This is a genomic window from Asanoa ishikariensis, assembly GCF_900107455.1.
GTDB lineage: Bacteria > Actinomycetota > Actinomycetes > Mycobacteriales > Micromonosporaceae > Asanoa > Asanoa ishikariensis.
This window is the reverse complement of sequence record NZ_FNQB01000002.1, coordinates 200,527-226,723: the sequence shown is the minus strand read 5'-3', so window position 1 is coordinate 226,723 and position 26,197 is coordinate 200,527. Positions and strand designations below refer to the sequence as shown.

Sequence of the window (26,197 nt, the reverse complement as noted above, 5' to 3'; positions counted from 1 at the left end):
CAGACCCTAACCCTTGATGTACGGCGTCCCGTCCGCGGCGGGCGCGCGCACCCGGCCGACCAGACCGGCGACCGCGATGATCGTGGCGATGTAGGGCAGCATGTTGAGGAAGGCGCTCGGGATCGGGCTGTTGATCGAGCCGAGACTGACCGCCAGCGCACTGCAGAAACCGAAGAACAGCGCCGCCAGCATCGAGCCGATCGGACTCCACCGGCCGAAGATCAGCGCGGCCAGCGCCACGAAGCCGAGTCCGGACGTCATGTTCTTGTTGAAGTTCGTGGTGGACAGCAGCGTGAAGTACGCGCCGCCGAACCCGGCCACGATGCCGCCGATCAGCACGTTGCGGTAGCGCAGGGCGAGGACCTTCACGCCGAGCGTGTCGGCCGCCGCCGGGTGCTCGCCGACGGCCCGGGTGCGCAAGCCCCACCGGGTGTAGAAGAGCCCGACGTGGATCAGGATCACCAGCACGATCGCGCCGTACAGGAAGATGTTGCCCTTGAACAGCGCCGGGCCGAGCAGGGGGATCTTGGACAGCCCCGGGATGTCCCACTCCGGCACGAACGTCGGCTGGTTGAACCGGGTCTGGTCCTTGGCCATGAGCTGTTCGTAGAGGAAGCCGGTCAGGCCCAGCGCGAACACGTTGAGCACGACACCGAGCACGACCTGGTCGACCAGGAAGCGGATGGCGAGCACGGCCAGCAGCAGACCGATGATCAGGCCACCGACGCCGGCGGCCAGGATGCCGATCCACACGCTGCCGGCCAGCGTCGCGAACATCGCCGCGGCGAACGCGCCCATCAGGAACTGACCCTCGATGGCCACGTTGATCACCGCGGAGCGCTCGCAGAGCACCCCGGCCAGCGCACCGAGGACCAGCGGCAACGCCAGCGTCACGGAGCTTCGTGCGACGCTGCCGAGCGGGATCGTGTTGAGGTTCTCCGGCGCCTGCGAGAGCTGCCAGCAGAGGAACGAGACCAGCGTGGCGACGATGCCGAGCCCGAGCAGCCAGTTGAACCAGCGGCGCGCGGCGACGAGCATGGCGGCGCCGGCGAGCGCGGCGATCACACCGAACACGATCGCGCCGACCCGGCCGTTGATCCCGACCGCGCTTCCGCTGATCGTCTCGGCCAGCGTGAACTCGGCAGTGCGCGCGGACGCGAGCGCGCCGAACAGCACGGCGGCCAACAGGCCGACGGCCGACAGGCCCACGCCGATCTTGCGTTGCCGGGTCCAGTAGTGGGCCGGTTCGGCGACCGCCCGGGCCGCCTCGACGGTGCTGGCCGTCACGGTCTCACCATCCCTTGGACATGCCGGTGCCGAGCCCGCTGACCTTGGCCGGCTTGAGCCGGAACACGGTCTTCACCAGCGCGGGCGCGGCTACGAAGATCACGATCAGCGCCTGGATCACGCCGACCAGCTCGAGCGAGATCCCGGAGAACGACTGCATGCGGTTGCCGCCGGCCTGGAGCGCGCCGAAGAGCAGCGCCGCGAAGAACACGCCCCACGGCTTGGCCCGGCCGAGCAGGCCGACCAGCAGGCCGTCGAAGCCGACGCTGCCGATCACGGCCCCGGTCAGGCTGACCGCGGTGCCCATCACGATGGTCGCGCCACCCAACCCGGCCAGCGCGCCGGCCACGGTCATCACCAGGGCGTACGTCGAGCCGACGCCGATGCCGGCGGTGCGCGACGCCTCGGGGTTGAGGCCGACCGCGCGCAGCTCGAAGCCGAACGTCGAGCGGCGCAGCAGCCAGGCGACCGCGGCGACCACCAGGATCGCGACCACGATGCCGAGGTTGACCCGCAGGCTGGGGCCGACGAAGCCGAGCAGGTGGGTGAGCTGGGCCGAGTCGTCGACCGGCTTGCTGATCGCGTCGCTGCGCTCCGGGTCCTGGACGCCCTTCTGGACGATCAGCCAGCCCAGGAAGAACAGCGCGACGTAGTTGAGCATGATGGTCGTGATGACCTCGTGCGCGCCGGTGCGGGCCTTGAGGATGCCGGGCACGAAGCCCCAGGCGCCACCGAACGCGGCACCGACGATCAGCGCGACGACCAGGTGGATGCCGACCGGCAGCGGCAGCAGGAAGCCGGCGAGCGCGGCGCCGACAGCGCCCATGATCGCCTGACCCTGCACACCGATGTTGAACAGGCCGCCGCGGAACGCCAGCGCGAACGCGAGACCGGTCAGCGCCAGCGGCGCCGCGTAGGTCAGCGTCTCCGAGATCGGGAAGAACACCCGCTCCCACTTGCCGGTGCCGTTGGCCGCCGCCTGCACCGCGGTGGGGTCGACGATCGAGCCCTTGAACAACTGGGCGTACGCGTCGCTGACCTTGTCCCACGACAGGCTGAAGAAGTCGCCCGGCCGGCTGAAGAAGTAGGAGGTGGTGGCCCGGACGTTCTCGTCGGAGATCGCGATCAGGATGCCGCCGATGACCAGCGCCAGCAGCACGGCCAGCACGGTCACGGTGAACGTGTTCGCGGTCCACAAGTTGCGCAGGTAGCGCCCGGCGAACGTCTTCGGCGGCGGGAGCTGGTCGGCACCGGCCGCGGCGAGGTCCTCCGCGGTCGCCGTCGTCTGCTCAGTCATCGGATTGCCCGTCCTTCGCGGTGCCGGCGGCTTCCGTCGTGACGCCCGCCATCAGCAGACCGATCTCCTCGCGCGGGGTGTCCGGCGACACCACGGCGATCACCCGCCCCCGGTACATCACGGCGATCCGGTCGGCGAGCGCCAGCACCTCGTCGAGCTCGCTGGAGACCAGCAGCACCGCGGTGCCTTCCGTGCGCTCGTGGACGATCTGCCGGTGGATGAACTCGATCGACCCGACGTCGACGCCGCGGGTCGGCTGGGAGGCGATGAACAGCTTGAGCGGCCGGGAGAACTCCCGGGCGACGATCACCTTCTGCTGGTTGCCACCGGAGAGCGTGCCGACGGCCGCTTGGCCGGACGCGTCGGTGCGCACGTCGAACTGCTCGACCCGCGCCCGCGCGGACTCGGCGATCGCGTCCGGGCGGATCACCCAGCGGGTGCCGAAGGGCTCGGTGTTGTAGATGTCGAGGACCAGGTTCTCCGCGACGGTGAAGTCCTTGACCAGGCCGTCGACACTGCGGTCCTCGGGCACGTAGCCGACACCGGCCCGGAGGATGTCGCGGGTCGAGAGTCCCAGCGTCGGACGGCCCTCGAGCGTGGTGCTGCCGGCGACCACCGGGCGCAGGCCCATGATCGCCTCGATCAGCTCGGTCTGGCCGTTGCCCTGAACGCCCGCGATGCCGAGCACCTCGCCGGCGTGCACGGTCAGGTCGACGCCGTCGACCGCCCGGTGACCCCGGTCGTCGTTCACAGCGAGGCCGGCGACCTCGAGCACGGGCGCGCCGGCCTCGGCGGCGCCCTTCTCCACGCGGAGCAGCACGGAGCGGCCGACCATCAGCGAGGCGAGTTCCTCTTCGCTGGTGTCGGGCGCCGCGGTGCCCACGGTGCGGCCGCGCCGGATCACGGTGATCCGGTCGGCGATCGCCTGGACCTCTTTGAGCTTGTGGGTGATGAAGACGATCGACTTGCCGGCGGCCTTGAGGGTCCGCATGATCTCGAGCAGATCCGCGGTCTCCTGGGGGGTAAGCACGGCGGTCGGCTCGTCGAGGATCAGCAGGTCGACGTCGCGGGTCAGCGCCTTGACGATCTCGACCCGCTGCTGCACGCCGACCGGGAGGTCCTCGACCGTGCGGTCGGGGTCGACGGCGAGTCGGTAGCGGTCAGACACCTCGCGGACCAGCTTGCGGGCGCGCCTGCGGTCGAGGAAGCCGACCGGGCCGCCGGTGGTCTGCTCGGCGCCGAGCATCACGTTCTCGGCGACGGTGAACACCGGCACGAGCATGAAGTGCTGGTGCACCATGCCGATGCCGGCCGCGATCGCGTCGCGCGGACCGCGGATCCGCACCGGCTTGTCGTCGACCAGGATCTCGCCCTCGTCGGGCTGGAGCAGCCCGTAGAGGACGTTCATCAGCGTCGACTTGCCGGCGCCGTTCTCGCCGAGCAGGGCATGGATCTCGCCGGGCTCGACGGTCAGGGATATGTCGTCGTTGGCCACGAGGTCGCCGAAGCGCTTGGTGATGCCGCGCAGTTCGAGTCTCAGCGTGACCTCCTTCAGACGGTGTGGTGCGGAGAATTGTTCACGATCGGGCCCGGCCGGGGAACAGCCGGTCCCACCACGGTGGGACCGGCTGTTCGGCCGGACTTAGTTCACTTCGGCTGGGCCGGAGAGGTCACCTTGACGGTGCCCGCGATGATGTCGGCCTTCAGCTTGTCAACCTCGGCCTTGAGCTCGGGGCTGACCTTGGTGTCGAACTCGTGGTACGGCGCGATGGAGACGCCTTCGTTCTCGAGCGTGCCGAGGTAGGACCCGGTCAGCATGCCGGTGCTGTCCGCACCCTTGACCGCCGCTTCCTTGACCGCCTCGGGGATGTTCTTGACGACGGTGGTCAGGAACGACTTGCAGTACTGCTGCGCGCTCTCGCAACCGTCGACGTCGACCCAGACGACCGCGTACTTGTCGCCCGCGTTGGCCGCCGAGCCGAGGCCCGTGCCGCCGGCGACCGGCATGATCACGTCAGCGCCCTGCGCCACGAAACCGTCCGAGAGCGCCTTGCCCTTGCCCTGGTCGGTGAAGCTCTCGGCGAACGAGCCCTTCTGACCGGCCTTGTCCCAGCCGAGCACCTGGACCTTGTCGTTCTTCTGCTGGTTCCAGTAGGCGACGCCGTCAGCGAAGCCGTCCATGAAGATCGTCACCGGGGGGATCTTCAGGCCGCCGTAGGTGGCGACCTTCTTGCTCTTCGAGTAACCCGCCGAGAGGTAGCCGGCGAGGAACGCGGCCTGCGCGGTGTCGAACTGCATCGGGTAGACGTTCGTCGCGCCCGGGATCGCCGCGTCGACGATCGCGAACTGCTTGTCGGCGTTGGCCGCCGCGACCTGCTTGGTGGCGTCGCCCATCAGGCCGCCAACAGCCAGGGTGAAGTTGCAGTCCTGCTGGGCGAACTGCGTCAGGTTCGGCACGTAGTCGGCCTCGGCCTTGGACGAGACGTTCTTGGGCTCGGCCAGCTTGTCGCTGTCAGCCTTGGCCTCTTCGAGACCCTTCCACGCCGACGCGTTGAACGACCGGTCGTCGATGCCGCCGATGTCCGTGACCATGCAGGCCTTATAGGTGCCAGCGGCGGGCGCGGCGCTGCTGTCGCCGGTCCCACTGCTGCTTTCCGGAGCGTCACCACACGCGGCCAGGCCCGCCATCAGGCCACCCACCGCGAGAATCGAGACGATCCGCATCCCACGCATAGCGCGCAAGACGGTCTCCCTCCCATTACACACCGCAAGGGGTACGCGGTGAGTTCACGTTTTGCTCGGGAGCGTACGCCGAGCTACCGCGTGGAACGAAAACCCGGAATCAACTGTTGGATGGCCGTTACGCAGGCGTGACTTCCGAGTGAACGAAATCGCCCGCGCAGTAAGGAAGGGCCCCTTCCTAACGCTTTCCGCATAGGAAGGGACCCTTGTTAACGGATGTCGCTCAGGCCGCGACCGCCACGCGGTCGGCCGGCTCCGTGACGGGAGCGGTCCGCCGGGTGCGCAGGCCGCCGACCAACGCCAGCAGCAAGCCGACTACCGCGTACGTGCCGAGCACCCAGGCCGGCCCGGCCGCACCCGCGCCGTCGAAGAACGCGGTCGACCGCAGCAGCGAGCCGCCGGCGCCGATCGGCAGGTACTGGCCGATCGCACCCCACGGCTGCGGCAGGAGCTCGGGCGCCGCGCTGACCGCCGAGAGCGGGTTGCCGACGAGGAACACGGTCAGCACACCGAGCGCGATGCCCGGTCGGCCGAGCAGCGAACCGAGCCCGGCCACGAAGCCCGCGACCGCGGTCGCGAACAGCCCGATGGCAGCGGCGTTGAGCAGGTAGTCGCCGGTCAGCACGCCGAGCCACTGCTGGAGGACCAGCGGGCCGACCAGCCCGGCGAGCACACCGAACACCAGCACGCCGGTGAACCGGGCCCAACGGTCGCGGACGAGCAGGGCGAGCGCCGCGCCGGCGGCCAGTGCGGTGAGCGCGAACGGCAGGAACCCGGACGCGAAGCCGGCACCGCGCGGATCGTCCGGCGAGCCGGGCACGACGTCGGTGACCTGGGCGTTCATCCCGGCGGCGGCCTGGCCGACGAGCTGGGCCACGGTCGGGCTGGCCCCACTGGCGGTGTGCACGGCCGTCCCGGACGGGCTCAGCACGAACGCCGCGTACGCCTGGTTGTCACGCAGGAGCGCATCGGCGGCGGCCGCGTCCGGCACGCGGGTGACCTCGAACGCGCCCGGAGGTAGGTGGGCGGCGAGCGCGTCTGCGGCGGGCGCCGGGCCGGCGACCACCACGGGCAGGTCCCGCGGGCCGAGGTTGGCGGCGGGTCCGGCGAAGAGCGGGACGAGCAGAGCCTGCGCGACCACGATGCCGACCCCGATCAGGACGGCGATCAACAGCGGCGGGCGAGCCTGGCGAGGCATGACCATCTCCTAGTCCTAAAACGAACGCTCGTTCTTTTATGAATCGAGCATCCCATCGATGGGTCAGGTCGTCAATGAACGAACGTTCGTTTTAGGATGTGGCCCATGCCACGCGTCTCAGAAGCCCACCTCGCCGCCCGGCGCCAGCAGATCCTCGAAGCCGCCCAGCGCTGCTTCAGCGAGCAGGGCTTCCACGGCACGACGATGGTGCACGTGATCGACGAGGCCGGCCTGTCGGTCGGAGCGGTCTACCGCTACTTCAAGAGCAAGAACGAGCTGATCATCGCGATCGCCGAATCCGTGATCAACGAGGCGTCCGCGATGTTCGAGCAGCTCGCCACGGAAGAGCCGCCGCTGTCGCCCACCGAAGCGGTCGACCGGGCGATCCTGTTCGTCGACCGGCAGACCGGCCCGGACGGGCTGATGCGGATCGCCCTACAGGTCTGGGCCGAGGCGATGCATGACCCGGCGCTGGCCGAGTTCGTCGCCAACGCCTACGGCCGGATGCGCGGCCACTTCGTGCTGCTGGCCACCAGGGCCCGCGACGCCGGCCAACTGCCTCCCGACACCGACGTGGAGGCGGTCGGCGCAGTCCTGTTCGGCATGGTTCCGGGCTACGCGCTGCAACGCATTCTGGCCGGCGGCCCCGGCCGGGGTGCCTACCTGGACGGCGTACGCGCCCTCATCCGGTAGGCGAGTTTGTTTCGAGTTCATTGCCCGGCGGCAAGGGCCCGAAAGACGCGAAAGACCAGCGGATATCGTGCAGCCATGCGTGCCCGCCTGTCCGACATCGCGCTCCGCGCGCGGGTCAGCGAGGCGACCGTCTCGCGGGTGCTCAACGACAAGCCGGGCGTCTCCCCGGACACCCGGGAGTCCGTCCTCGCGGCCCTCGACGCGCTCGGTCTCGAGCGCCCCGCCCGGCTGCGCAGACGCAGCGCGGGCCTGGTCGGCCTGGTGGTGCCCGAGCTGAACAACCCGATCTTCCCGGAGTTCGCGCAGACCATCGAGTCGGCGCTGGCCCAGCGCGGCTACACGTTGGTGCTCTGCACGCAGACCCCGGGCGGGGCGACCGAGGACGAGTACGTCGAGATCCTGCTCGACCGCCAGGTCAGCGGCATCGTCTTCGTCTCCGGCCTGCACGCCGACGCCACCGGCGACCCCGAGCGCTACCGCCGCCTGGTCGCCCGCGAGCTGCCCATCGTGCTGGTCAACGGCTTCGTCGACGGGCTCGCCGCCCCGTTCGTCTCACCCGACGAGCAGGCCGCCGCGGAGCTCGCGGTGTCCTATCTCACCAGCCTCGGCCACCGGCGGATCGGCCTGATCAGCGGGCCGGACCGGTTCCTGCCGGTACGCCGCAAGATCGCGGGCTATCGCGCGGCCATGCGCGCCCTGGTGGGTGCCGACGACGCGGAGCTGGACGGGCTGATCTCGCTGTCCCTGTTCGGCGTCGAAGGCGGCGAGGCGGCCACCCACCGGCTGCTCGACGCCGGGGTCACCGGCATCGTCTGCGGCTCCGACATGATGGCGCTCGGCGCGATCCGCAGTGCCCGCCGGCGCGGGCTGCGGGTGCCGGAGGACGTATCCGTGGTCGGCTACGACGGCTCGCCCCTGATGGCGTTCACCGACCCGCCGCTGACGACGGTCCGCCAGCCGGTCGCTGCGATGGCGGTCGCAGCGGTGCGAGCGCTGGTCGACGAGATCGAAGGGCACGCCGCACCCCATTCGGAGTACCTGTTCCGCCCTGAGCTGGTCGTCCGGTCGTCGACCGCGATCGCCAGAACGGACTGACCCGGCCTCCTTGCGAAGCTTGCGCAAGCCTTGACGGGTCCTTGCAGAGTCAGCCTTTGATCCGGCATGCTTCTTCGGTGCCAAAAGAACGGGGTCAATTCGCAATCAATGCGGATGAAGCAGGCGCAGGCTGGTGGCGCGACGCGGTCGTCTACCAGGTCTACGTGCGCAGCTTCGCCGACTCGGACGGCGACGGCATCGGCGACCTGGCCGGCCTTCGTGACCGTCTGCCCTACCTCCGCGATCTCGGGGTCGACGCCATCTGGCTGACGCCGTTCTACCGGTCGCCGATGGTCGACGGCGGCTACGACGTGACCGACTACCGCCAGGTCGACCCGATGTTCGGCGACCTGGCCGACTTCGACGCGATGCTCGCCGACGCGCACGCGTACGGCTTGCGGGTGATCATCGATGTGGTGCCCAACCACACGTCGAGCGCGCACCGCTGGTTCCAGGCGGCCGTCGCGGCACCGCCCGGCTCGCCCGAGCGGGAGCGCTACATCTTCCGCGCCGGCCGCGGCCCGGACGGCGCCGAGCCGCCCAACGACTGGGAGTCCATCTTCGGCGGCGACGCCTGGACCCGGCTCCCCGACGGCCAGTGGTACCTGCACATCTTCGACCCCGAGCAGCCTGACCTGAACTGGGAGCTGCCCGAGGTGCGGGCCGAGTTCGAGGAGATCCTGCGGTTCTGGCTCGACCGGGGAGTCGACGGCTTCCGGGTCGACGTGGCGCACGGCAACATCAAGGCGCCCGGCCTGCCCGACGTCGGCTACAGCAGCAAGACCGGCCGCAACCAGCGCCAGAGCCGGTTGCTCGAAGGCACCAAGCTCCCCTACTTCGACCAGGACGGCGTGCACGAGATCTACCGCGTCTGGCGGCAGATCCTGGACAGCTACCCCGGCGGACGGATGGCGGTCGCGGAGGCCTGGGCGTCGAGCCCGGAGCGGCTGGCCCGCTACGTCGGCCCGGACGAGCTGCACCAGGTCTTCAACTTCGACTTCCTGCACGCCACCTGGTCCGTCGACTCGTTCCGCAAGGTGATCGACACCGCGCTGGCCGAGGCGACGCTGGTCGGTGCGCCCACCACCTGGGTGCTGTCGAACCACGACAAGCCACGGCACGTCACGCGGTACGGCGGCGGCGCGCTCGGCCTGCGCCGGGGCCGCGCCGCGGCGCTGCTGATGCTCGCCCTGCCCGGTGTCGCCTACCTCTACCAGGGTGAGGAGCTCGGCCTGGACGAGGTCCTCGACCTACCCGACGAGCTGCGCCAAGACCCGGCGTTCCGACGCACCGGCGAGAGCCGCGACGGCTGCCGGGTGCCGCTGCCCTGGTCCGGCCACACGGCACCGTTCGGGTTCGGCCCGGCCGGTGCCTGGCTGCCGGCACCCGCCACCTGGACCGCGCACACCGTTGCCGCTCAGGAAGGCGAGTCCGGCTCGACGCTGGAGCTCTACCGGGCGGCCCTGCGACTGCGTCGCGCCGAGCCGGCACTGCGCGGAGGCGAGCTGACCTGGACCGAGGCCGAGCCCGGCGTGCTCGCGTTCCGCCGTGGCGAGCTGACCTGCGTGGTCAACCTGGGCACGGAGCCGGTCGACGTGCGCCGCTACGGCACCCCGATCGTGGCCAGCGCCGCCCTCGACGGAGATTTCCTGCCGGTCGACGCGGCGGCATGGTTGAAACAGGAGCCGTTGGGGTAACCCAAGACGTACGAGGCCCCTGTGGTGGGGGTGTGGTGGGTACGGTGCCCCGGCGTCGACTTCGGTCCGCCGGGGCACCACCGTCTCTACGGGTTGTCGGCCCTGGGAGCGGTGAGCTTGGCGGCGATCCGGCCCCAGCCGGCCATCACCTGGTCCGGGGTGGGCGGCACGGCCGCGTAGCCCTCGGCGTCCTCGCCGAAGGTCTCGCCGTCGTCGTCGGCGTCCTCCAGGTCGAGGTCGTCCAGCGAGCCGTCGGCCGGACGGTCGTCGCGGAAGGCCGAGATCCGGGCCGCCTCGATCTCACCGCGGATCTCGGCGGCCGAGATGTGCGGCATGCAGGGCTCGACGACGGCCATCAGCTCCTCGTCGGCGACCACCGATTGGGCGAGCGCGAGCGCGTGCGGGCGCTCGTACGGCCCGCTCACCACCGGCTCCCAGTCCTCGTCGTCACCCAGTGGGCCGAACGTGATGATCCATGGCAGCTCGTGTAGCGGCGAGTCGTCGGGCAGCCGCAAGGTCACCAGTGCACCCATCCGACCATCATGCGCTGCCGGCCGCCCCTGGGTGCCCGTTCTCCGGGTCATCTTCGTCATGGTCGACCGGCGAGACCGTGTGTGGCGGTGGTGGCTCGGGCGGGTTGGCACCCAGATCCTGCACCGTGCCGTGGGTGTCGGTGGCGGCCACTGCGGCGGCCCAGATCAGGATCTGGTTGTAGAGGTACAGGTAGATCAACAAGCCGACCGGGCCGATCAGGGCGTACGCCGCGTTGTCGCGCACCCAGTTCACATAGAGCCGGCCGACCGAGTTGAGCACGGTCAGGCCGCCACCGACCATGATCAGCGGGATCAACAGGCGGCGCGGGCTCATCCGGATCCGCGGGATGGCGCACAGCAGGGCGAACGCGATCACCAGGTTGACCAGCACGGTCAGGAAGTAGGTGAGCGCCATCAACCAGGTGCCGCCGTCCCCGATCGCCCAGACGAGCAGGGTCTTGAGTCCGTCGACGGCGCCGACCGAGACGATCAGCATGACCAGCACCACGATCAGCACGCCGACGTCGATGATCCGGCGAATGACCAGGTTGCCGGGCTGCTGCTGGAAGCCGTGCACCGCCCGCTGCGAGGAGCGGATCGCCTCGACCCAGCCGATGCCGGTGAAGACCAGGCCGACCAGGCCGACGATGCCGATCGGGCGCCCGGTGGTCTGCACGCCGGATACCGCGTCCTCGACGTTCTTGATGTCGAGGAACGGCAGGTTGTCGGTGAGGAAGCTGACGACCGCCTCGTTGACCTGGCCGTTGTTGAGCACGAAGCCGAAGACCGCGTAGCCGACCAGGGCGAAGGCGAAGATCGCGAAGAACCCGTAGTACGCGATGGCCGCGGCCAGCCGGCCGCCCAGCACGTAACCGAACCGGTCGGCGGTGCGGTAGAAGTGGTCGAACGCGCCCGAGCGGGCCCGCGCACGGTCGAGGCCACGGTTGATACCGGCCTCGAGCCGCGCGAAGACGTTCACACGGGACATTCTTGCGGATCTAGCCGATCCGCGGTGGCGGGCGTCAGGCGCCGCGGCTCGGGAAGAAGCCCACCCGCTCGTAGGCCGTGGCCAGCGTCGCCGAGGCCACCGTGCGGGCCTTGTCGGCGCCCATCGCCAGGAGCTTGTCGAGCTGGGCCGGGTCGTCGAGGTAGGCCCGGGTGCGCTCCTGGATCGGCTTGACGAACTCGGCCACCACCTCGCCGAGCTCCTTCTTCAGGTCGCCGTAGCCCCGGCCCTCGTACGCCATGACCAGCTCGTCGATCGACTTGCCGGCCAGCACCGAGTACATGGTGAGCAGGTTGGAGACGCCCGGCTTGTTGGCCGGGTCGTAGAGGACCTCGCGGCCGGTGTCGGTGACCGCCGAGCGGATCTTCTTCGCCGACTTGGCGGGGTCGTCGAGCAGCTCGATGATGCCGGCGGGCGAGGACGACGACTTCGACATCTTCGCGGTCGGCTCCTGCAGATCGGTGATCTTCGCGGTGTCGCGCACGATGAACGGCGCCGGCAGCGTGAAGGTCTTGCCGAACTGGGTGTTGAACCGCCCGGCCAGGTCGCGGGTCAGCTCCAGGTGCTGGCGCTGGTCCTCGCCGACCGGCACCGCGTCGGCCTGGTAGAGCAGGATGTCCGCGGCCTGGAGGATCGGGTACGTGAACAGGCCGACGCTGGCGCGGTCAGCGCCCTGCTTCGCCGACTTGTCCTTGAACTGCACCATGCGGCTGGCCTCGCCGAAGCCGGTGATGCAGCTCAGCACCCAGGCCAGCATCGGGTGCTCGGGCACCTGCGACTGTACGAACAGGGTGCAGCGCTCCGGGTCGAGCCCGAGCGCGAGGAGCTGGGCGGCCGATGCCCGGGTGCGCGCCCGCAGCACCGCCGGGTCGTGGCCCGCCGTGATCGCGTGCAGGTCGACCACGCAGTAGAAGGCGTCGTGCGTCTCCTGCAACGCCACCCACTGCCGGATCGCGCCGAGGTAGTTCCCCATGTGGAAGGAGTCGGCGGTCGGCTGGATCCCGGAAAGGACCCGGGGCCGGGCGGCGTTCGGGGTGGCGTCGGACATGCCGGCAATTCTGCCAGCACCTCTGGGGAACCCCAGCAGCCCCTCGGAACTCGTACGGTGTGGCCAGAACCGGAAGGACGGCGATTGGCGCACGAGGACGGTGCACGGGTGACCCGCGACCAGGGCGATCGGGCGATGGAGGAGCTTTACCACGCCTGCTACCGCCGCCTGGTCGCGCAGGTCTACGCGTTCACCACCGACCTGACGGAGGCACAGGACGTGGTGCAGGAGGCATTCGCCCGGGCGCTCGCCCGGCCGCGGGGTCTCGCCGACGTGGACAACCCGGAGGCGTGGTTGCGCACGGTGGCGGTCAACGTGGTCCGTCGCCGCTGGCGGCGGCGCAAGCTGCTCGACGCGATCCTGCTGCGCGACCGCCCGATCGTGCGGATGGTGGAGCCGGCGCCCGGTCCCGAGCGGGCCGACCTGCGTGACGCGCTCGCCGCACTGCCGCCCAGCTTCCGCGAGGTGGTGGTGCTGCACTACTACGCCGACCTCCCGGTCGACGAGGTGGCCGCGCTGCTCGGCGTGCCGACCGGCACGGTCAAGTCGCGCCTGTCCCGGGCGCGCACGGCGCTGGCCGGCAAGCTGGACGGCTACCGGACGGAGGTGACCCGTGCCCGATCTTGACGTGCCCGATCTTGAATCGCGGCTCGCCCGGTCCCGCTCGGCCCTGCTCGACGAGATCGAGCAGCCCGCGCTGGCGGTCGTCCGGCGGCGCGCGACGCGGATCCGCCGCCGGCGGAGTGTGGCCGCCGGCGCGACCGCGCTCGCGGTGCTCGGCGCCATCGGTCTCGCCGCCCAGCCCTGGCAGCACGACGGCGCGCCCGAGGTCACCGCCACGGACCCACCGGTGATCGCGCCGGTCTACCGGGGCGGCGGCATCGAGATCATCGGCCTCTCCCCCACGCCCGTGTACGGCCTGAACGGCCAGATCGTCGAGGTGGAGTTCGCCGACCGGGACAACGGCATCGCGGCGGCCGGCTGCGTCCCGCGCTGTCCTGAGCTCGCGCGGACCACCGACGGCGGCCTGTCCTGGCAGGCGGCCCAGGTGACACCGACAGGCAGCGGACCGATCGACCTGATCGCTTTCCCGGGCGGCCACTGGTTGGTGGACGGGGATCTCGACCGATCGTCCGCCGACGGATCCACCTGGAAGATCGTCGACCCACCGCTGCCAGCGCCGCAGACCGAGATCGGCCCGGACGAGGTGCCCAGGGTCGAGCAGCCCGGTGGCGACCTGGCCGTGTGGAGCTGGGACCAGGGACGGCTCGGGCCGCTGGAGAGCCAGCCGGAGCTGTTCACCGCCCGGTGGGTGGCGCCGGCACCGACCGCCGACGGCGCCTGGTGGGCCGGCGGGCTGATCGGCACCAGCCCCGCGGTCGCGGTCAGCCGCGACTCGGGCCGCACGTGGAAGACCACGGCGCTGCCGAGCACGGCCGACCCGACGGACTCGGTGACGGTCAGCACGCTCGGCACGGAGGCGTACGCGATGGCCCGCGACCAAGGCGGCCAGTTGCTGGGGATCTACCACTCCGCCGACAACGGCAAGTCCTTCACCGAGACGTTCCGGGCCGCCAAGGGCACAGCGGCGCCGTACACCGGGGATCTGGTGCCGCTGCTCGACGGCCGCCTGTTGGCCGTGGTGTCGGGTGACAAACGCGGCTCGTGGTGGGTGAGCGAGGACGACGGGCGGACCTTCAGCCCCGTCCCGGAGCTACCGGCCGCGAGCTCGATCCGCCGCACCTACGCCGGCTACGTCGTCTACGGGCTCTTCGGCGGAAGCTGGGCCGCGTTCTCCTCCGACGGCACCAACTGGCAGAAGCTCCAGGTCAACTAGTCGCGGGCGGTGGCCCGCTCGGTCGCCGGTTCGCGGCGGGCGGGCAGCACCGGCATCGGGATCGTCGCGATCACCTGGGCCGGCTCGGCGACCGGGGGCGGTGGGTCGGCCGCGCGGATGCCGACCCGGGCGACCCGGCGGCCGTCCAGCTCCAGCACGCGCAGCACCCAGCCCTCGTCGGGATCGCGGCCCGGGACGCGGGCCTCGTCGCCGACCTGGGGCACCCGGCCGAGACTGGCCATCACATAGCCGCCGACCGTCTCGTACGGGCCGGGTGGCAGGTCGAAGCCCGCGCGCTCGGCGAAGTCGGCGAGGTTGAGCCGGCCGTCCAGGTCGGTCGCGTGGCCCGGCATCGGATCCGGCTCGACGTCGTACTCGTCGTGGATCTCGCCGACCACCTCTTCGATGAGGTCCTCGAGGGTGACGATGCCGGCGGTGCCGCCGTACTCATCGATCACCACCGCCAGGTGGTGCCGCTCGCGCCGCATCTCCGTCAGTGCGACCAGCACCCGCTTGCTCGCCGGTATCCGCTTCACCTCGCGGGTCAGCTCGCCGATGGTCAGCCGGCCGTCGCCGTCCGGGCGGATCAGCAGGTCGCGCAGGTGCACGAAGCCGACCACGTCGTCCTGCGTGCCGTCGACCACGGGATAGCGGGTGTGTGTCTCCACCCGGACCCGCTCGGCGACCTCCGCCAGCGTCTGCCGCGCGGACAGGAAGGTGACCTCGGTGCGTGGCCGCATCACCTCGCGGACCATGGTGTCGCGGGCCACCAGCACCTCGTCGATGATCCGGCGCTCGACCGGGTCCAGGCGCGTGTTGGCGGCGACCAGGTCCCGCAGGTCGGCCTCGCTGATCTGCTCACGCCCTGCCGACGGATCGGCGCCGAGCGCCGCGGTCAGCCCGTCGGCTGTCCGCACGACGAGGCGGGCCAGACGCCGGGCGACCGGACCGGGATTACGTTGGGGACGCCCCGTCGGAACGCGCCGACGGGGCCCGGCTGTGCCGGGTTGGTCCTGCATGAAGCGATCGTAGACACGTCCTGCTCGTACCGCCGAACCCTTGTGATGGGATGCAGCCCATGACCGACGTCCCCTCCCGCGCCGCCGCGGGCTTCTCATCCGCTTTCGGCGCCCAACCGGCCGGGCTGTGGGCCGCGCCCGGACGCGTCAACCTCATCGGTGAGCACACCGACTACAACGATGGTTTTGTGCTTCCCTTCGCACTTCCGCACCGCGTGGTGGTCGCGGCGGCGGCCCGGCCAGACACGCGGTGGCGGGTGTGGTCGGAGCAGACCGGTGAGACGGTCGAGTTCGGTGCGGCGGAGGCCGACGATCCCGGGCGTGTCGAGGGCTGGGCCGGTTACGTCGCCGGCGTGGTGTGGACCCTGCGATCCAAGGGGTACGAGGTGCCGGGCGCGGACCTGGCCGTCGCCTCCGACGTGCCGGCGGGCGCCGGGCTCTCGTCGTCGGCGGCGCTGGAGTCGGCCGTGCTGACCGCACTCGCCGACCTGGGCGACCTGTCGGTGCCCGTCGACGAGCGCCCTGGTCTCGCGCAGCGGGCGGAGAACGACTACGTCGGCATGCCCTGCGGGATCATGGACCAGTCCGCGTCGATCCGCGCGGTCGCCGGGCACGCGCTCTTCCTCGACTGCCGCACGCTGGCCATCGAGCAGATCCCGTTCGATGTCGCCACGTCCGGGCTGGCCGTGCTCGTGGTCGACACCCGCGCACCGCACCGGCACGCCGGCGGCGAGTACGCCTCGCGGCGGCGCGCGTGCGAGGAGGCGGCGGCGCTGCTCGGGGTCCCGGCGCTGCGCGACGTGGACGACCTGGACAAGGCGCTGGCGACGCTGTCCGACGACGTGATGCGGCGCCGGGTGCGGCACGTGGTGACCGAGAACCAGCGGGTGCTGGACACGGTCGCGCTGCTGCGCAGCGGCCGGGTGCGCGAGATCGGCCCGCTGCTGACCGCCTCACACGCCTCGATGCGCGACGACTTCGAGATCACCGTGCCGGAGGTCGACCTCGCGGTGTCGACGGCCCTGTCCGCGGGTGCGTACGGCGCCCGGATGACCGGCGGCGGCTTCGGCGGCTGCGTGCTGGCGCTGGTCGACGCCACCGAGACCGAACGGGTGGCCGCCGCGGTCGCCACCGCCTACGCCGGGCGGGGCTTCATCGAGCCGGTCTGGTTCGCCGCCCGCCCGGGTGCCGGGGCGGAACGCGTGCGGTGAACGCCGCGCGGCGGATCCCGCTCACCTTGGCCGTCTTCGCGGTCACGGCGGCGTTCAGCCTGTCGCAGTTCGCCTTCCCGGCGGTACTGACCTCGCTGCAGCGCACGCCCGCCATCCGCGACGGCCAGGTGTGGCGGTTGGTCACGTCGCTGCTCGTACAGGACGGCGGCTGGTTCGGCACGATCTCGAACCTGTTGTTCCTGCTGCTGGTCGGTGCGCTGGCCGAGCTCACGGTGCGTCGCTGGCTCTGGGCGACGTGCTACCTGGGCTGCGGGTTGGCCGCCGAGGGGATCGCGGTGGCCTGGCAACCGACCGGCGGCGGCAACTCCATCGCCATCTGCGGCCTGGCCGGCGCCCTCACGGTGGCGCTGCTCGCCCGTCCGCTGCGCCCATCCGCGGCCTGGCGCACCGACGCCACCGGCACGGAACTACGCCCGCGCCACCTCTGGCTGCCCGCCGGGGTGGCGTGGTGGTCGGTCGCCCTCCTCGGCACGGCGTCAGAGCTGGCCCTCTACATCGGAGCCGTAGGTGGCGCAGCCGTGCAGATCGCCCTGGTCATGGGCGGCGAAACGGGCCGCGGCAACCGAACGCTGGGCCGGATCGTCGCGCTGGCCGCGCTAGGAGTGGCGGTCGCCCTGACCGCCACCCGCAACATCCACGGCCCACCGCTGTTACTGGGCGCGGCCCTCACCTACGCCGCCACCCGCCGCGCCTAGTTGGCTTCGACGATCATTCCCGCGGCGACCGTACGGTTGGTGGTCTCATCAATGAGAATGAATCCACCTGTGGTGCGGTTGCGGCGATACTCATCGGCGAGCAACGGCGCTGTCGTGCGCAGCTTGAGCCGCCCGATCTCGTTGAGCTTCAACTCGCCCGCTTCTTCGTCGCGGTGCAGCGAGTTGACGTCGAGCCGGTAGTGCAGGTCGCGGACCACCGCCCGCACCGACCGCGTGGTGTGCTTGAGCGCGTATTTCCCGCCGACCCGCAGCGGCTTGCTCTCGTCGAGCCAGCAGATCATCGCCTCGATGTTCTGGGCGACCGCCGGGGCGTTGTTGGGCCGGCAGATCAGGTCGCCGCGGGAGATGTCGATCTCGTCTTCCAGGCGCACGGTCACCGACATCGGCGGGAACGCCTCGGCGACCGGCCCGTCGGCGGTGTCGATCGCGGCGATCCGGCTGGTGAGGCCGGACGGCAGCACCATCACCTCGTCGCCCGGCTTGAGCACACCGGAGGCGACCTGGCCGGCGTAACCGCGGTAGTCGGTCACCGTGGTCGACTGCGGCCGGATCACGAACTGCACCGGGAAGCGCACGTCGACCAGGTTGCGGTCGGAGGCGATGTGCACGTGCTCCAGGTGGTGCAGCAGCGACGGGCCCTCGTACCAGGGCATCTTCTCCGAGCGCGAAGCGATGTTGTCGCCCTTGAGCGCGGAGATCGGGATCACCGAGAGGTCGGGCGCCTCGAGCTTGGCGGCGAACGCGGTGAACTCGTCGGCGATCTGGTCGAAGACCTCCTGCGACCAGTCGACCAGGTCCATCTTGTTGACGCAGAGCACCAGGTGCGGCACCCGCAGCAGGGAGCAGAGGAACGCGTGCCGGCGGGACTGCTCGACCAGCCCCTTGCGGGCGTCGACCAGGATCAGCGCCAGGTCGGCGGTGGACGCTCCGGTCACCATGTTGCGCGTGTACTGAATGTGCCCGGGCGTGTCGGCGATGATGAACTTCCGCCGCGGCGTCGCGAAGTAGCGGTAGGCGACGTCGATCGTGATGCCCTGCTCGCGCTCGGCCCTTAGCCCGTCGGTGAGCAGCGCCAGGTTGGTGTATTCGTCGCCGCGCGCCGCGCTGACCGCCTCGACGGCGGCTAGCTGGTCGGTGAACAGCGACTTGGTGTCGTACAGCAGCCGGCCGATCAGGGTCGACTTGCCGTCGTCGACGCTGCCCGCGGTGGCGAACCGGAGCAGGTCCATGGCGCGCTGCTCGCTGGCAGCGATGGTTGGTGCCGACATCAGAAGTAGCCCTCCCGCTTGCGGTCTTCCATCGCCGCTTCGCTGACCCGGTCGTCGCCGCGGGTCGCACCGCGCTCGGTGATCCGGGTGGCGGCCACTTCGTCGATCACCTTTTCGACCGTGTCCGCGGCGGACTCGACCGCCGCGGTGCAGGAGGCGTCGCCGACGGTCCGGTAGCGCACCTTCGCGGTGAACGGCTGCTCGGCGCCGCGCGGTGCGATGAACTCGTTGACCGCGTACAGCATCCCGTCGCGGGAGATCACCGTGCGCTCGTGCGCGTAGTAGATCGACGGCAGGTCGAGCCGCTCCTGCGCGATGTAGTGCCAGACGTCCAGCTCGGTCCAGTTGGACAGCGGGAACACCCGGATCGACTCGCCCGAGTGGTGGCGGCCGTTGTAGAGCGACCACAGCTCGGGCCGCTGGTTCTTGGGATCCCACTGGCCGAACTCGTCGCGGAAGCTGAACACCCGCTCCTTGGCGCGCGCCTTCTCCTCGTCGCGCCGGGCGCCGCCGAAGAGGGCGTCGAAGCGGTATTTCTCCACCGCGTCGAGCAGCACCGGCGTCTGGATCCGGTTGCGCGTGCCATCGCTCGGCTCGACCACGAGACCCGACTCGAGCGCCTCGGGCACGCTGGCGACCACCAGGTGCAGACCGAGCTCGGCGACCCGCCGGTCGCGGTAGGTCAGCACCTCGGGGAAGTTGTGGCCGGTGTCCACGTGCATGACCGGGAACGGGATGCGCGCCGGGGCGAAGGCCTTCTCGGCGAGCCGGAGCATCACGATCGAGTCCTTGCCGCCCGAGAAGAGCAGCACGGGGCGCTCCAACTCGGCGACGACCTCGCGCATGACGAAGATGCTCTCCGCCTCGAGCGCCGCGAGGTGGGAGACCCGGTAAGCCGGCGGCATGGAACCCCTTCGGATTGTCTAGTAGTTCACTAGGTTTTTCCCGAGCGAGCTTACCCCGGGAGGTGTTGCCGCAGCGCCGCGAGCAACCGTGGTGCGAGATCCTTCCGGCAGACCACGAGATCCGGGAGCCGGGGATCGGTCTCGTTGTATTTCAGCGCGGATCCATCGATCCGGGAAGCGTGCAGACCAGTGGCCGTCGCCACAGCGACCGGCGCGGCGGAGTCCCACTCGTACTGCCCACCACCGTGCACGTAGGCGTCCACCTCGCCGCCGACCACCGCGGCGATCTTCACGCCGGCCGAGCCCATCGGCACGAGCTCGGCGTCCAGATCCGCGGCCAGACCGGCCAGGAAGGCCGGCGGGCGGCTCCGGCTCGCGGCCAGCCGCAGGCGCGGGTGCGGACCCAACGGCGGGTACGCGGGCGGAAAGTCGGTCGCCAGCGTGCGGTGCTGTGCCGGGATCGCGACCGCGCCGGCGAGCAGCTTGTGCGGGCTGGTGCCGCGCCGACCCCAGAGCGCGATGTGGACCGCCCAGTCGTCGCGGCCCTCCTCGCTGAACTCCCGGGTCCCGTCGAGCGGGTCGACGATCCAGACCCGCTCGGCGGCGAGCCGATCGGTGCCGGCGCCACGGGAGTCCCCGTCCTCCTCGGAGAGCACCGCGTCCCCCGGCCGCCAGCGGGCCAGCTCGGTGCGGATCAACTCGTGTGACAGCTTGTCACCGGCCGCCTTCAAGGCGTGCGGATCGGCGAAGCCGACCTCTTCCCGGGTACGCAGCAGCAGGTCCCCGGCGCGCCCAGCCAGCCAGCGGGCGAACGCGCCGTCAATCACCGGCGGAGTCATGAGGGGGTCTCCTCGATTTGTCAGTAGGCGCCGCTGGGGCGCACGACGGCGGCCAGGGTACGCATCAGGATCACCAGGTCGAGGGAGAGCGACCAGTTCTCCACATAGCGCAGGTCCAAGCGGACCGCCTCCTCCCACGACAGGTCGGACCGGCCCGACACCTGCCACAGCCCGGTCATCCCGGGCTTGACCGCGAGCCGGCGTCGCACGTCGTCGGCGTACAGCGCCACCTCGTGCGGCAGCGGGGGCCGCGGTCCCACCAGCGACATCTGGCCGAGCAGCACGTTGAACAGCTGCGGTAGCTCGTCGAGCGAGAACCGGCGCAGCCGGCGTCCCACCGGGGTGATCCGCGGGTCGTTGCGGATCTTGAACAGGACGCCGTCGTGCTCGTTGAGGTGTCGCAGCTCCGCCAGCCGCGCCTCCGCGTCGAGGTACATGCTGCGGAACTTGTAGATCAGGAACTCCCGGCCGTCGCGGCCGGTCCGTACCTGACGGAAGAGTACCGGGCCTTTGGACTCGATCCGGATGCAGAGGGCGACGACCAGCAGCACGGGTGACAGCAGCGCGACCAGCACCGCGGCGCCGAGCCGATCGACGATCTCCTTCACGAGCCGGGCCGCGCCCTCCAGCCGCGGGTGCTCCACGTGCAGCATCGGCAGGCCGTCGACCGGCCGGATCGTGGTGCGGTCACCGGCGACGTCGATCAGCGCGTTGGCCAGGATCAGGTCGATCTCGTCGCGCTCCAACCGCCAGGCCAGCCGGCGCAGGGTCTGCCCGTCGATCTCGGGGCAGGACAGCACGATCACCGTGTCGGCGCCGGACGCGTCGACCGCGTGCGCGACGTCGTCGAAGGTGCCGAGCACCGGGAGCTCGATGTCGCCGTCGTGCTGCGGCGGCAGGCACGCGCCGACCACCTCGAGCCCGTGGTAGCGCTCACGGCACAACTGGCGGGCGAGGTGGATGACGGCGAGCTCGTGCCCGACCACGATCACCCGGCGCAGGCAGTCACCCCGTTTGCGCGCGCGATGCAGGCGTTTGCGCAGGCCGAACCGGACCGCGACGGTGGCGAAGGTGGCGGCGGGCAGGGCGATCAGCACGTACGAGCGGGCGAGCGGGATCTCCAGCGCATAGGAGACCATCGCGACGCCGGCGATCAGCCCGAGCCCCGCCCGGATCACCCGTTGGTACTCGTCGGTGCCGACGAACAGGAACCGCGCCTCGTACACCCGGGCCAGGCCGAGCGAGGCGACCAGGGCCAGCGGCAGCAGCGCCGACAGCACCACGTAGTCACGGTTGTAGCTGGTGACCCCGTCGCCGAAGCGCAGCTTGAAGGCGAGCCCACCGGCGGCGGCGCCGACCAGGAGATCGGCGAGCAGCAGGGTACGCAGGTAACGCGACTCCCAGGCGGCCCGGCGGGACAGGGCGGCGTGCCGGCCGGGAATCCGGCGCAGGGACCGACGGGGCGGCTCGAGGCTGCGGGGGCGGCGTTCCAGCTCGGCACCACGCGGGGCGCGCTGGGGTCGGGTCCGGACCGGGGGCTGTGGCCGGGTGGTGGCTCGTTCGCGGGCGTCGAGGCCGCGTTCCATCAGGTCGCGCACTGCCGCCGGATCGAACCGCCCACGTTCCATCCGCGCCTCCCACGGTTGTGCCGCCTAAGACACAACGGGCGGAACCGGGCAGGCGATACGGCCCTTGATCAGGATCCGTTATAAGCGTTTTGTGCCCATTCAACGCCCTTGCTGGAGACCGCCTCCGCGACATCCGCGGCCCGGTCCACCAGGAACTCGAGCTCCTTGCGCTCGGTCGCGGAGAAGTCGTTGAGCACGTAGTCGGCCGGGTCCTGCCGGCCGGGCGGCCGGCTGATGCCGAACCGCACGCGGGCGTAGTCCTTGGTGCCGAGCGACTTCGACATCGAGCGCAGGCCGTTGTGGCCACCCTCGCCGCCGCCGAGCTTGGCCCGGATCTGCCCGTACGGGATGTCGAGCTCGTCGTGCACCGCGATGATCTGCTCCGGCGGCACCTTGTAGAACTGGGCCAGCGCGACCGCCGGTCCCCCGGAGAGGTTCATGTAGGTCAGCGGCTTGACCAGCACGAGGCGAGGCCCGCCGAAGCCGAGCCGCCCCTCGGCGACGTCCGCGACCGCGCGGCGGTGCCGGCCGAACTTCGCGCCGATTCGCTCGGCGATCAGGTCGGCGACCATGAAGCCCACGTTGTGCCGGTTCTTGGCGTACTCCCGACCGGGGTTGCCAAGGCCGACCACGAGGAAGGGCGCTGTCGCTTCCACGCTCTACATTCTCCCCAGGAAGCAGCTAGTTAGCGAAAAGGCCCCTCCCGGTCGTGCCGGAAGGGGCCTTTCACACGCAGACCAAATCTTGCTCAGGAAGCGGCGGCAGCCGTCTCCTCGCTCGCCGCGGCCTCGCCCTCGGCCGCAGCCTCGCCCTCGGCGGCTTCCTCGCCCTCAGCGGTCTCGCCCTCGAGCGCCTCGGCGCTCGGCGCGACGCTGATCACGGCGATGGTGGTCTCCGGGTCGGCGATGAGCTCGGTGCCGTCCGGCAGGTCGATGTCCGCGGCAGTGATCTTGGAACCAGCCTCGAGGCCCTCGATGGAGACCTCGAAGTGGTCCGGCAGCCGGGTGGCGTCGGCGCTGACCGACAGGGTGTCGCTCTCGTGCACGACCAGCGTGCCGGGCGCCGCCTCGCCGATGAGCTGCACCGGGATGTCGACGGTGACCTTCTCGCCGCGGCGGACGAGCAGCAGGTCGATGTGCTCGTAGGTGTCCTTCACCGGGTCACGCTGGATCGCCTTCGGCAGGGCCAGAGCCTGGGTGCCGTCGCTGATCTCCAACGCGAAGAGCTGGTTGGCGCCACCGTGGCGGATCGCGGCGGCGAACTCACGCGCGGGCAGCGCGATGTGCTTGGGCTTCTCGCCGTGGCCGTAGAGGACGGCGGGCACCAGGCCGGCACGGCGCGTGCGGCGGGCACCACCCTTGCCGAACTCGGTGCGGGGCTCGGCGGCGATCTTTACCTCGGACACGGGAGAACTCCTGGATCTTGGTCTGGGCTGCGTGCAAGCGGCGTCGGTGCCGGGCGAAGGAGGCGCGCGGGCTGGCCCGGACACCGCGTCGATGACGGCGCCCGTGGCTGCAATTGAGAACCAGCTGGGTCACCCTCGCCGTGGCAACCTCAATACTCTACCGGACTGGCGGCGCACCCTACCGCCGGGGCCGCCGTAACTAGCTCAACCCGCCGAGGGCGGGTTGAGCCCAAGCTCAACCCGACTGTTAGCTAAGCCCACCAAACAGGGTAGTAACGGACCCGTCGTCGAAGACCTCGCGAATGGCCCTGGCCAAGAGCGGCGCGATCGACAGCGAAGTGATCTTGTCGAGGCGCTTCTCCGGGGGGAGGGGCAGCGTGTTGGTGACCACGACCTCGCTGATCCGGCTGTTCTTGAGCCGCTCGGTCGCGGGGTCGGAGAGCAGCGCGTGGGTCGCCGCGACCACGACGTCGGCGGCGCCGCTGTCGTGCAGGATCTCGGCGGCCTTGCAGATCGTGCTGCCGGTGTCGATCATGTCGTCGACGATCAGGCAGACCCGGCCCTCGACGTCGCCGACCACCCGGTTGGCGACCACCTGGTTGGGCTTGAGCGGGTCGCGGGTCTTGTGGATGAAGGCCAGCGGGCAGCCGCCCAGCCGGTCGGTCCAGCGCTCGGCGACCCGGACCCGGCCGGAGTCCGGCGCGACCACGGTCATCGGGCGGCCGGCGTACTTGCGCTCGACGTAACCCGCCAGGATGTCCATCGCGAACAGGTGGTCGACCGGACCGTCGAAGAAGCCCTGGATCTGGGCGGTGTGCAGGTCGACGGTCAGGATCCGGTTGGCGCCCGCCTGCTTGAGCAGGTCGGCCACCAGCCGCGCGGAGATCGGCTCGCGACCGCGGTGCTTCTTGTCCTGCCGGGCGTACGGGTAGAAGGGCAGGACGACGGTGATCCGCTTGGCCGAACCGCGCTTGAGCGCGTCGACCATGATCAGCGTTTCCATCACCCACTTGTTGACACCCTCGCCGGCGGACTGCACGACGAAGGCGTCGGAGCCCCGGACGGACTCGCGGTAGCGGACGAAGATCTCGCCGTTGGCGAACTCGTAGGCGTCGGTCGGCGTGGGCGCCACTCCGAGCACCTCGCCGATCTCGTTGACCAGCTCGGGAAACCCCCGGCCGGAGAAGAGCATCAGGCTCTTGCGATTTTCGGCGACGATGCTGCCCATGGGTGAGGCGCTCCGTGAGTTCGGCGGATGTTTACTCGCTTGAAGTATCACCCGGAGCGTCGGCGGCGGCATGACCGTCTTCGGTCGCGTGCAGTTGGTCACGTGCTTGCCTGGCCGCTTCGGCCGCAGCTGTGCCCGGACGTCGGGATTCGACCCATCCTTCGAAGATCCGCTGCTGGCCGCCGGAAACGGACAACGCACCCGGAGGCACGTCACGGCGGACCACCGTGCCAGCCCCGGTGTAAGCGCCGTCACCGACCTCGACCGGCGCCACGAACATGTTGTCGGAACCGGTGCGGGCGTGGCTGCCGATGACCGTGCGGTGCTTCTTGACGCCGTCGTAGTTGACGAACACCGAGGCCGCGCCGATGTTGCTGTGCTCCCCGATCGTGGCGTCGCCGACGTAGGACAGGTGCGGCACCTTGGAGCCCTTGCCGATCTCGGAGTTCTTGGTCTCCACGAACGTGCCGATCTTGGACTTCTCCGCCAGCCGGCTGCCGGGGCGCAGGTACGCGTACGGGCCGACGCTCGCGCCCGGGCCGATCTCGGCCTGCACGGCGTGGGCGCGCAGCACGGTGGCACCCGCCTCGACGACCGTGTCGATCAGCGTCGTGTCCGGGCCGACGACGGCGCCCGGGCCGACCCGGGTCGCGCCGCGGAGCTGGGTGTTCTGGTCGATCACCGCGTCGCGCTCGACCGTGGCCGTCACGTCGATCCAGGTGGTGGCCGGGTCGAGGATGGTGACGCCCGAGCGCATCAGTTCGGCGTTGACCCGGTCGCGCATCCGGGCCCGCAGGCCGGCCAGCTCGACCCGGTCGTTGCAGCCCAGCGTCTCCTGGGCGTCGGCCGCGACGTGCACCGCGACCGGCTCGCCGGCGGCGGCGAGCAGGCCCAGCACGTCGGTCAGGTATTCCTCGCCCTGGTCGTTGTCGCTGGTCAGCTTGGCCAGGGCGGCGCGCAGCAGGCGGGCGTCGAAGGCGTAGATGCCGGCGTTGATCTCGCGGATCGCCTTCTCCGCCGGGCTCGCGTCGCGCTCCTCGACGATGCGCTCGAGGCCACCGGCCTGGTCGCGGACGATCCGGCCCAACCCGGTCGGGTCGGCGATCTCGGCGGTGAGCACAGTCGCCGCGGTGCCGGCGCTCTCGTGCGCGGCGACCAGCGCCTCGACCGTCGCGCCGCGCAGCAGCGGCACGTCGCCGTTGAGCACCACGACCGTTCCGGTCGCGTCGGGCACCGCGTCGAGCGCGATGCGCACCGCGTGACCGGTGCCGTTCTGCTCGGCCTGGAGCACCGAGATCGCGTCCGGCGCGACCTCCGCGAGATGCGCCTCGACCTGGTCAGCGGCGTGGCCGACGACGACCAGCGTGCGCTCGGCGCCGACGGATGCCGCCGCCTGCAGGACGTGGCCGACCACGGTGCGGCCGAGCAGTGGATGCAGCATCTTCGACAGAGCCGACTTCATCCGTTTTCCCTCACCCGCGGCGAGGATGACTACGGTGCGGGCTTCGGTCACGAGGGGGCTCC

Annotated in this window: 24 protein-coding genes; 7 read left to right on the top strand and 17 right to left on the bottom strand. The window is 70.7% G+C overall.

Features of this window, described 5'->3' with window-relative positions; translation table 11 throughout:
- Nucleotides 1-6: 6 nt before the first annotated feature.
- From BLV39_RS15365 to BLV39_RS15345, 5 genes are all read right to left on the bottom strand, one after another.
- Nucleotides 7-1,287, bottom strand: coding sequence for an ABC transporter permease (locus tag BLV39_RS15365; RefSeq protein WP_090792109.1), 1,281 nt, complete (start codon nucleotides 1,285-1,287; stop codon nucleotides 7-9).
- 4 nt (nucleotides 1,288-1,291) lie between these two features.
- Nucleotides 1,292-2,584: an ABC transporter permease gene (locus tag BLV39_RS15360; protein ID WP_090792105.1), complete on the bottom strand. Its 1,293-nt coding sequence runs from the start codon at nucleotides 2,582-2,584 to the stop codon at nucleotides 1,292-1,294.
- Nucleotides 2,577-4,079 (bottom strand): ABC transporter ATP-binding protein, encoded by a 1,503-nt coding sequence (locus BLV39_RS15355; protein ID WP_308442679.1) that lies wholly within the window; start codon nucleotides 4,077-4,079, stop codon nucleotides 2,577-2,579. The genes BLV39_RS15360 and BLV39_RS15355 overlap by 8 nt, the downstream gene beginning before the upstream one ends.
- A 152-nt stretch (nucleotides 4,080-4,231) precedes the next feature.
- Nucleotides 4,232-5,308: a BMP family lipoprotein gene (locus BLV39_RS15350; protein WP_176985031.1), complete on the bottom strand. Its 1,077-nt coding sequence runs from the start codon at nucleotides 5,306-5,308 to the stop codon at nucleotides 4,232-4,234.
- 241 nt (nucleotides 5,309-5,549) lie between these two features.
- Entirely contained in the window at nucleotides 5,550-6,524 is a 975-nt protein-coding gene (locus tag BLV39_RS15345) for a hypothetical protein (protein WP_090797343.1), read from the bottom strand.
- Between the two features lie 105 nt (nucleotides 6,525-6,629).
- On the opposite strand from BLV39_RS15345, the gene BLV39_RS15340 reads away from it, so the two are divergent.
- The 3 genes from BLV39_RS15340 (at nucleotide 6,630) to BLV39_RS15330 (ending at nucleotide 10,009) form a co-directional block, all read left to right on the top strand.
- Nucleotides 6,630-7,217, top strand: coding sequence for a TetR/AcrR family transcriptional regulator (locus tag BLV39_RS15340; RefSeq protein ID WP_090792096.1), 588 nt, complete (start codon nucleotides 6,630-6,632; stop codon nucleotides 7,215-7,217).
- A 75-nt stretch (nucleotides 7,218-7,292) separates the two neighbouring features.
- Nucleotides 7,293-8,312, top strand: coding sequence for a LacI family DNA-binding transcriptional regulator (locus tag BLV39_RS15335; RefSeq protein WP_090792093.1), 1,020 nt, complete (start codon nucleotides 7,293-7,295; stop codon nucleotides 8,310-8,312).
- Between the two features lie 104 nt (nucleotides 8,313-8,416).
- The gene (locus BLV39_RS15330; RefSeq protein ID WP_090797339.1) at nucleotides 8,417-10,009 is read left to right on the top strand and encodes a glycoside hydrolase family 13 protein; all 1,593 of its coding nucleotides are present in this window, start codon (nucleotides 8,417-8,419) and stop codon (nucleotides 10,007-10,009) included.
- An 86-nt stretch (nucleotides 10,010-10,095) separates the two neighbouring features.
- Here BLV39_RS15330 and BLV39_RS15325 read toward each other — a convergent pair whose 3' ends face one another.
- The 3 genes from BLV39_RS15325 to trpS are packed head-to-tail and all read right to left on the bottom strand — an operon-like array spanning nucleotide 10,096 to nucleotide 12,596.
- The gene (locus BLV39_RS15325; protein ID WP_090792090.1) at nucleotides 10,096-10,542 is read right to left on the bottom strand and encodes a hypothetical protein; all 447 of its coding nucleotides are present in this window, start codon (nucleotides 10,540-10,542) and stop codon (nucleotides 10,096-10,098) included.
- 7 nt (nucleotides 10,543-10,549) lie between these two features.
- Nucleotides 10,550-11,521 (bottom strand): YihY/virulence factor BrkB family protein, encoded by a 972-nt coding sequence (locus BLV39_RS15320; RefSeq protein ID WP_090792086.1) that lies wholly within the window; start codon nucleotides 11,519-11,521, stop codon nucleotides 10,550-10,552.
- 43 nt (nucleotides 11,522-11,564) lie between these two features.
- Nucleotides 11,565-12,596, bottom strand: a complete 1,032-nt coding sequence (gene trpS, locus BLV39_RS15315) for a tryptophan--tRNA ligase (protein ID WP_090792083.1) — start codon at nucleotides 12,594-12,596, stop codon at nucleotides 11,565-11,567.
- A 108-nt stretch (nucleotides 12,597-12,704) separates the two neighbouring features.
- Between trpS and BLV39_RS15310 the strand changes: the two genes are divergently transcribed.
- Both BLV39_RS15310 and BLV39_RS15305 read left to right on the top strand, forming a co-directional pair.
- Complete coding sequence (locus tag BLV39_RS15310; RefSeq protein ID WP_239083629.1) at nucleotides 12,705-13,223, top strand: RNA polymerase sigma factor; 519 nt, start codon at nucleotides 12,705-12,707, stop codon at nucleotides 13,221-13,223.
- Nucleotides 13,210-14,433 (top strand): sialidase family protein, encoded by a 1,224-nt coding sequence (locus BLV39_RS15305; RefSeq protein ID WP_143049771.1) that lies wholly within the window; start codon nucleotides 13,210-13,212, stop codon nucleotides 14,431-14,433. Before BLV39_RS15310 ends, BLV39_RS15305 begins: the two co-directional genes overlap by 14 nt.
- On the opposite strand, the gene BLV39_RS15300 is transcribed toward BLV39_RS15305, so the two are convergent.
- Nucleotides 14,430-15,452, bottom strand: coding sequence for a hemolysin family protein (locus BLV39_RS15300; protein WP_090792077.1), 1,023 nt, complete (start codon nucleotides 15,450-15,452; stop codon nucleotides 14,430-14,432). The two genes, BLV39_RS15305 and BLV39_RS15300, sit on opposite strands and share 4 nt — an antisense overlap.
- Nucleotides 15,453-15,511: 59 nt before the next feature.
- On the opposite strand from BLV39_RS15300, the gene galK reads away from it, so the two are divergent.
- Together galK and BLV39_RS15290 are read left to right on the top strand one after the other, a co-directional pair.
- Nucleotides 15,512-16,663: a galactokinase gene (gene galK / locus BLV39_RS15295; protein WP_090792075.1), complete on the top strand. Its 1,152-nt coding sequence runs from the start codon at nucleotides 15,512-15,514 to the stop codon at nucleotides 16,661-16,663.
- Nucleotides 16,660-17,379, top strand: coding sequence for a rhomboid family intramembrane serine protease (locus tag BLV39_RS15290; protein WP_176984932.1), 720 nt, complete (start codon nucleotides 16,660-16,662; stop codon nucleotides 17,377-17,379). Before galK ends, BLV39_RS15290 begins: the two co-directional genes overlap by 4 nt.
- Here the strand turns inward: BLV39_RS15290 and cysN are convergent.
- From cysN to glmU, 8 genes are all read right to left on the bottom strand, one after another.
- Complete coding sequence (gene cysN / locus BLV39_RS15285; RefSeq protein ID WP_090792072.1) at nucleotides 17,376-18,668, bottom strand: sulfate adenylyltransferase subunit CysN; 1,293 nt, start codon at nucleotides 18,666-18,668, stop codon at nucleotides 17,376-17,378. The genes BLV39_RS15290 and cysN overlap by 4 nt on opposite strands.
- On the bottom strand, nucleotides 18,668-19,573 hold the full coding sequence (gene cysD, locus BLV39_RS15280; RefSeq protein ID WP_090792069.1) for a sulfate adenylyltransferase subunit CysD: 906 nt from the start codon (nucleotides 19,571-19,573) through the stop codon (nucleotides 18,668-18,670). The genes cysN and cysD overlap by 1 nt, the downstream gene beginning before the upstream one ends.
- A gap of 50 nt (nucleotides 19,574-19,623) precedes the next feature.
- Entirely contained in the window at nucleotides 19,624-20,412 is a 789-nt protein-coding gene (locus BLV39_RS15275) for an inositol monophosphatase family protein (protein ID WP_090792066.1), read from the bottom strand.
- Between the two features lie 20 nt (nucleotides 20,413-20,432).
- Nucleotides 20,433-22,040, bottom strand: coding sequence for a sugar transferase (locus tag BLV39_RS15270; protein ID WP_239083630.1), 1,608 nt, complete (start codon nucleotides 22,038-22,040; stop codon nucleotides 20,433-20,435).
- Nucleotides 22,041-22,108: 68 nt separating this feature from the next.
- On the bottom strand, nucleotides 22,109-22,696 hold the full coding sequence (gene pth / locus BLV39_RS15265) for an aminoacyl-tRNA hydrolase (protein WP_090792063.1): 588 nt from the start codon (nucleotides 22,694-22,696) through the stop codon (nucleotides 22,109-22,111).
- Nucleotides 22,697-22,788: 92 nt separating this feature from the next.
- On the bottom strand, nucleotides 22,789-23,445 hold the full coding sequence (locus BLV39_RS15260; RefSeq protein WP_090792061.1) for a 50S ribosomal protein L25/general stress protein Ctc: 657 nt from the start codon (nucleotides 23,443-23,445) through the stop codon (nucleotides 22,789-22,791).
- A 247-nt stretch (nucleotides 23,446-23,692) separates the two neighbouring features.
- Nucleotides 23,693-24,673 (bottom strand): ribose-phosphate diphosphokinase, encoded by a 981-nt coding sequence (locus tag BLV39_RS15255; RefSeq protein ID WP_089247354.1) that lies wholly within the window; start codon nucleotides 24,671-24,673, stop codon nucleotides 23,693-23,695.
- A gap of 31 nt (nucleotides 24,674-24,704) precedes the next feature.
- Nucleotides 24,705-26,135 carry a bifunctional UDP-N-acetylglucosamine diphosphorylase/glucosamine-1-phosphate N-acetyltransferase GlmU gene (gene glmU, locus BLV39_RS15250; RefSeq protein ID WP_090792058.1) on the bottom strand — a complete coding sequence of 477 codons (1,431 nt, stop codon included), beginning with the start codon at nucleotides 26,133-26,135 and terminating at the stop codon, nucleotides 24,705-24,707.
- Nucleotides 26,136-26,197 lie beyond the last annotated feature (62 nt).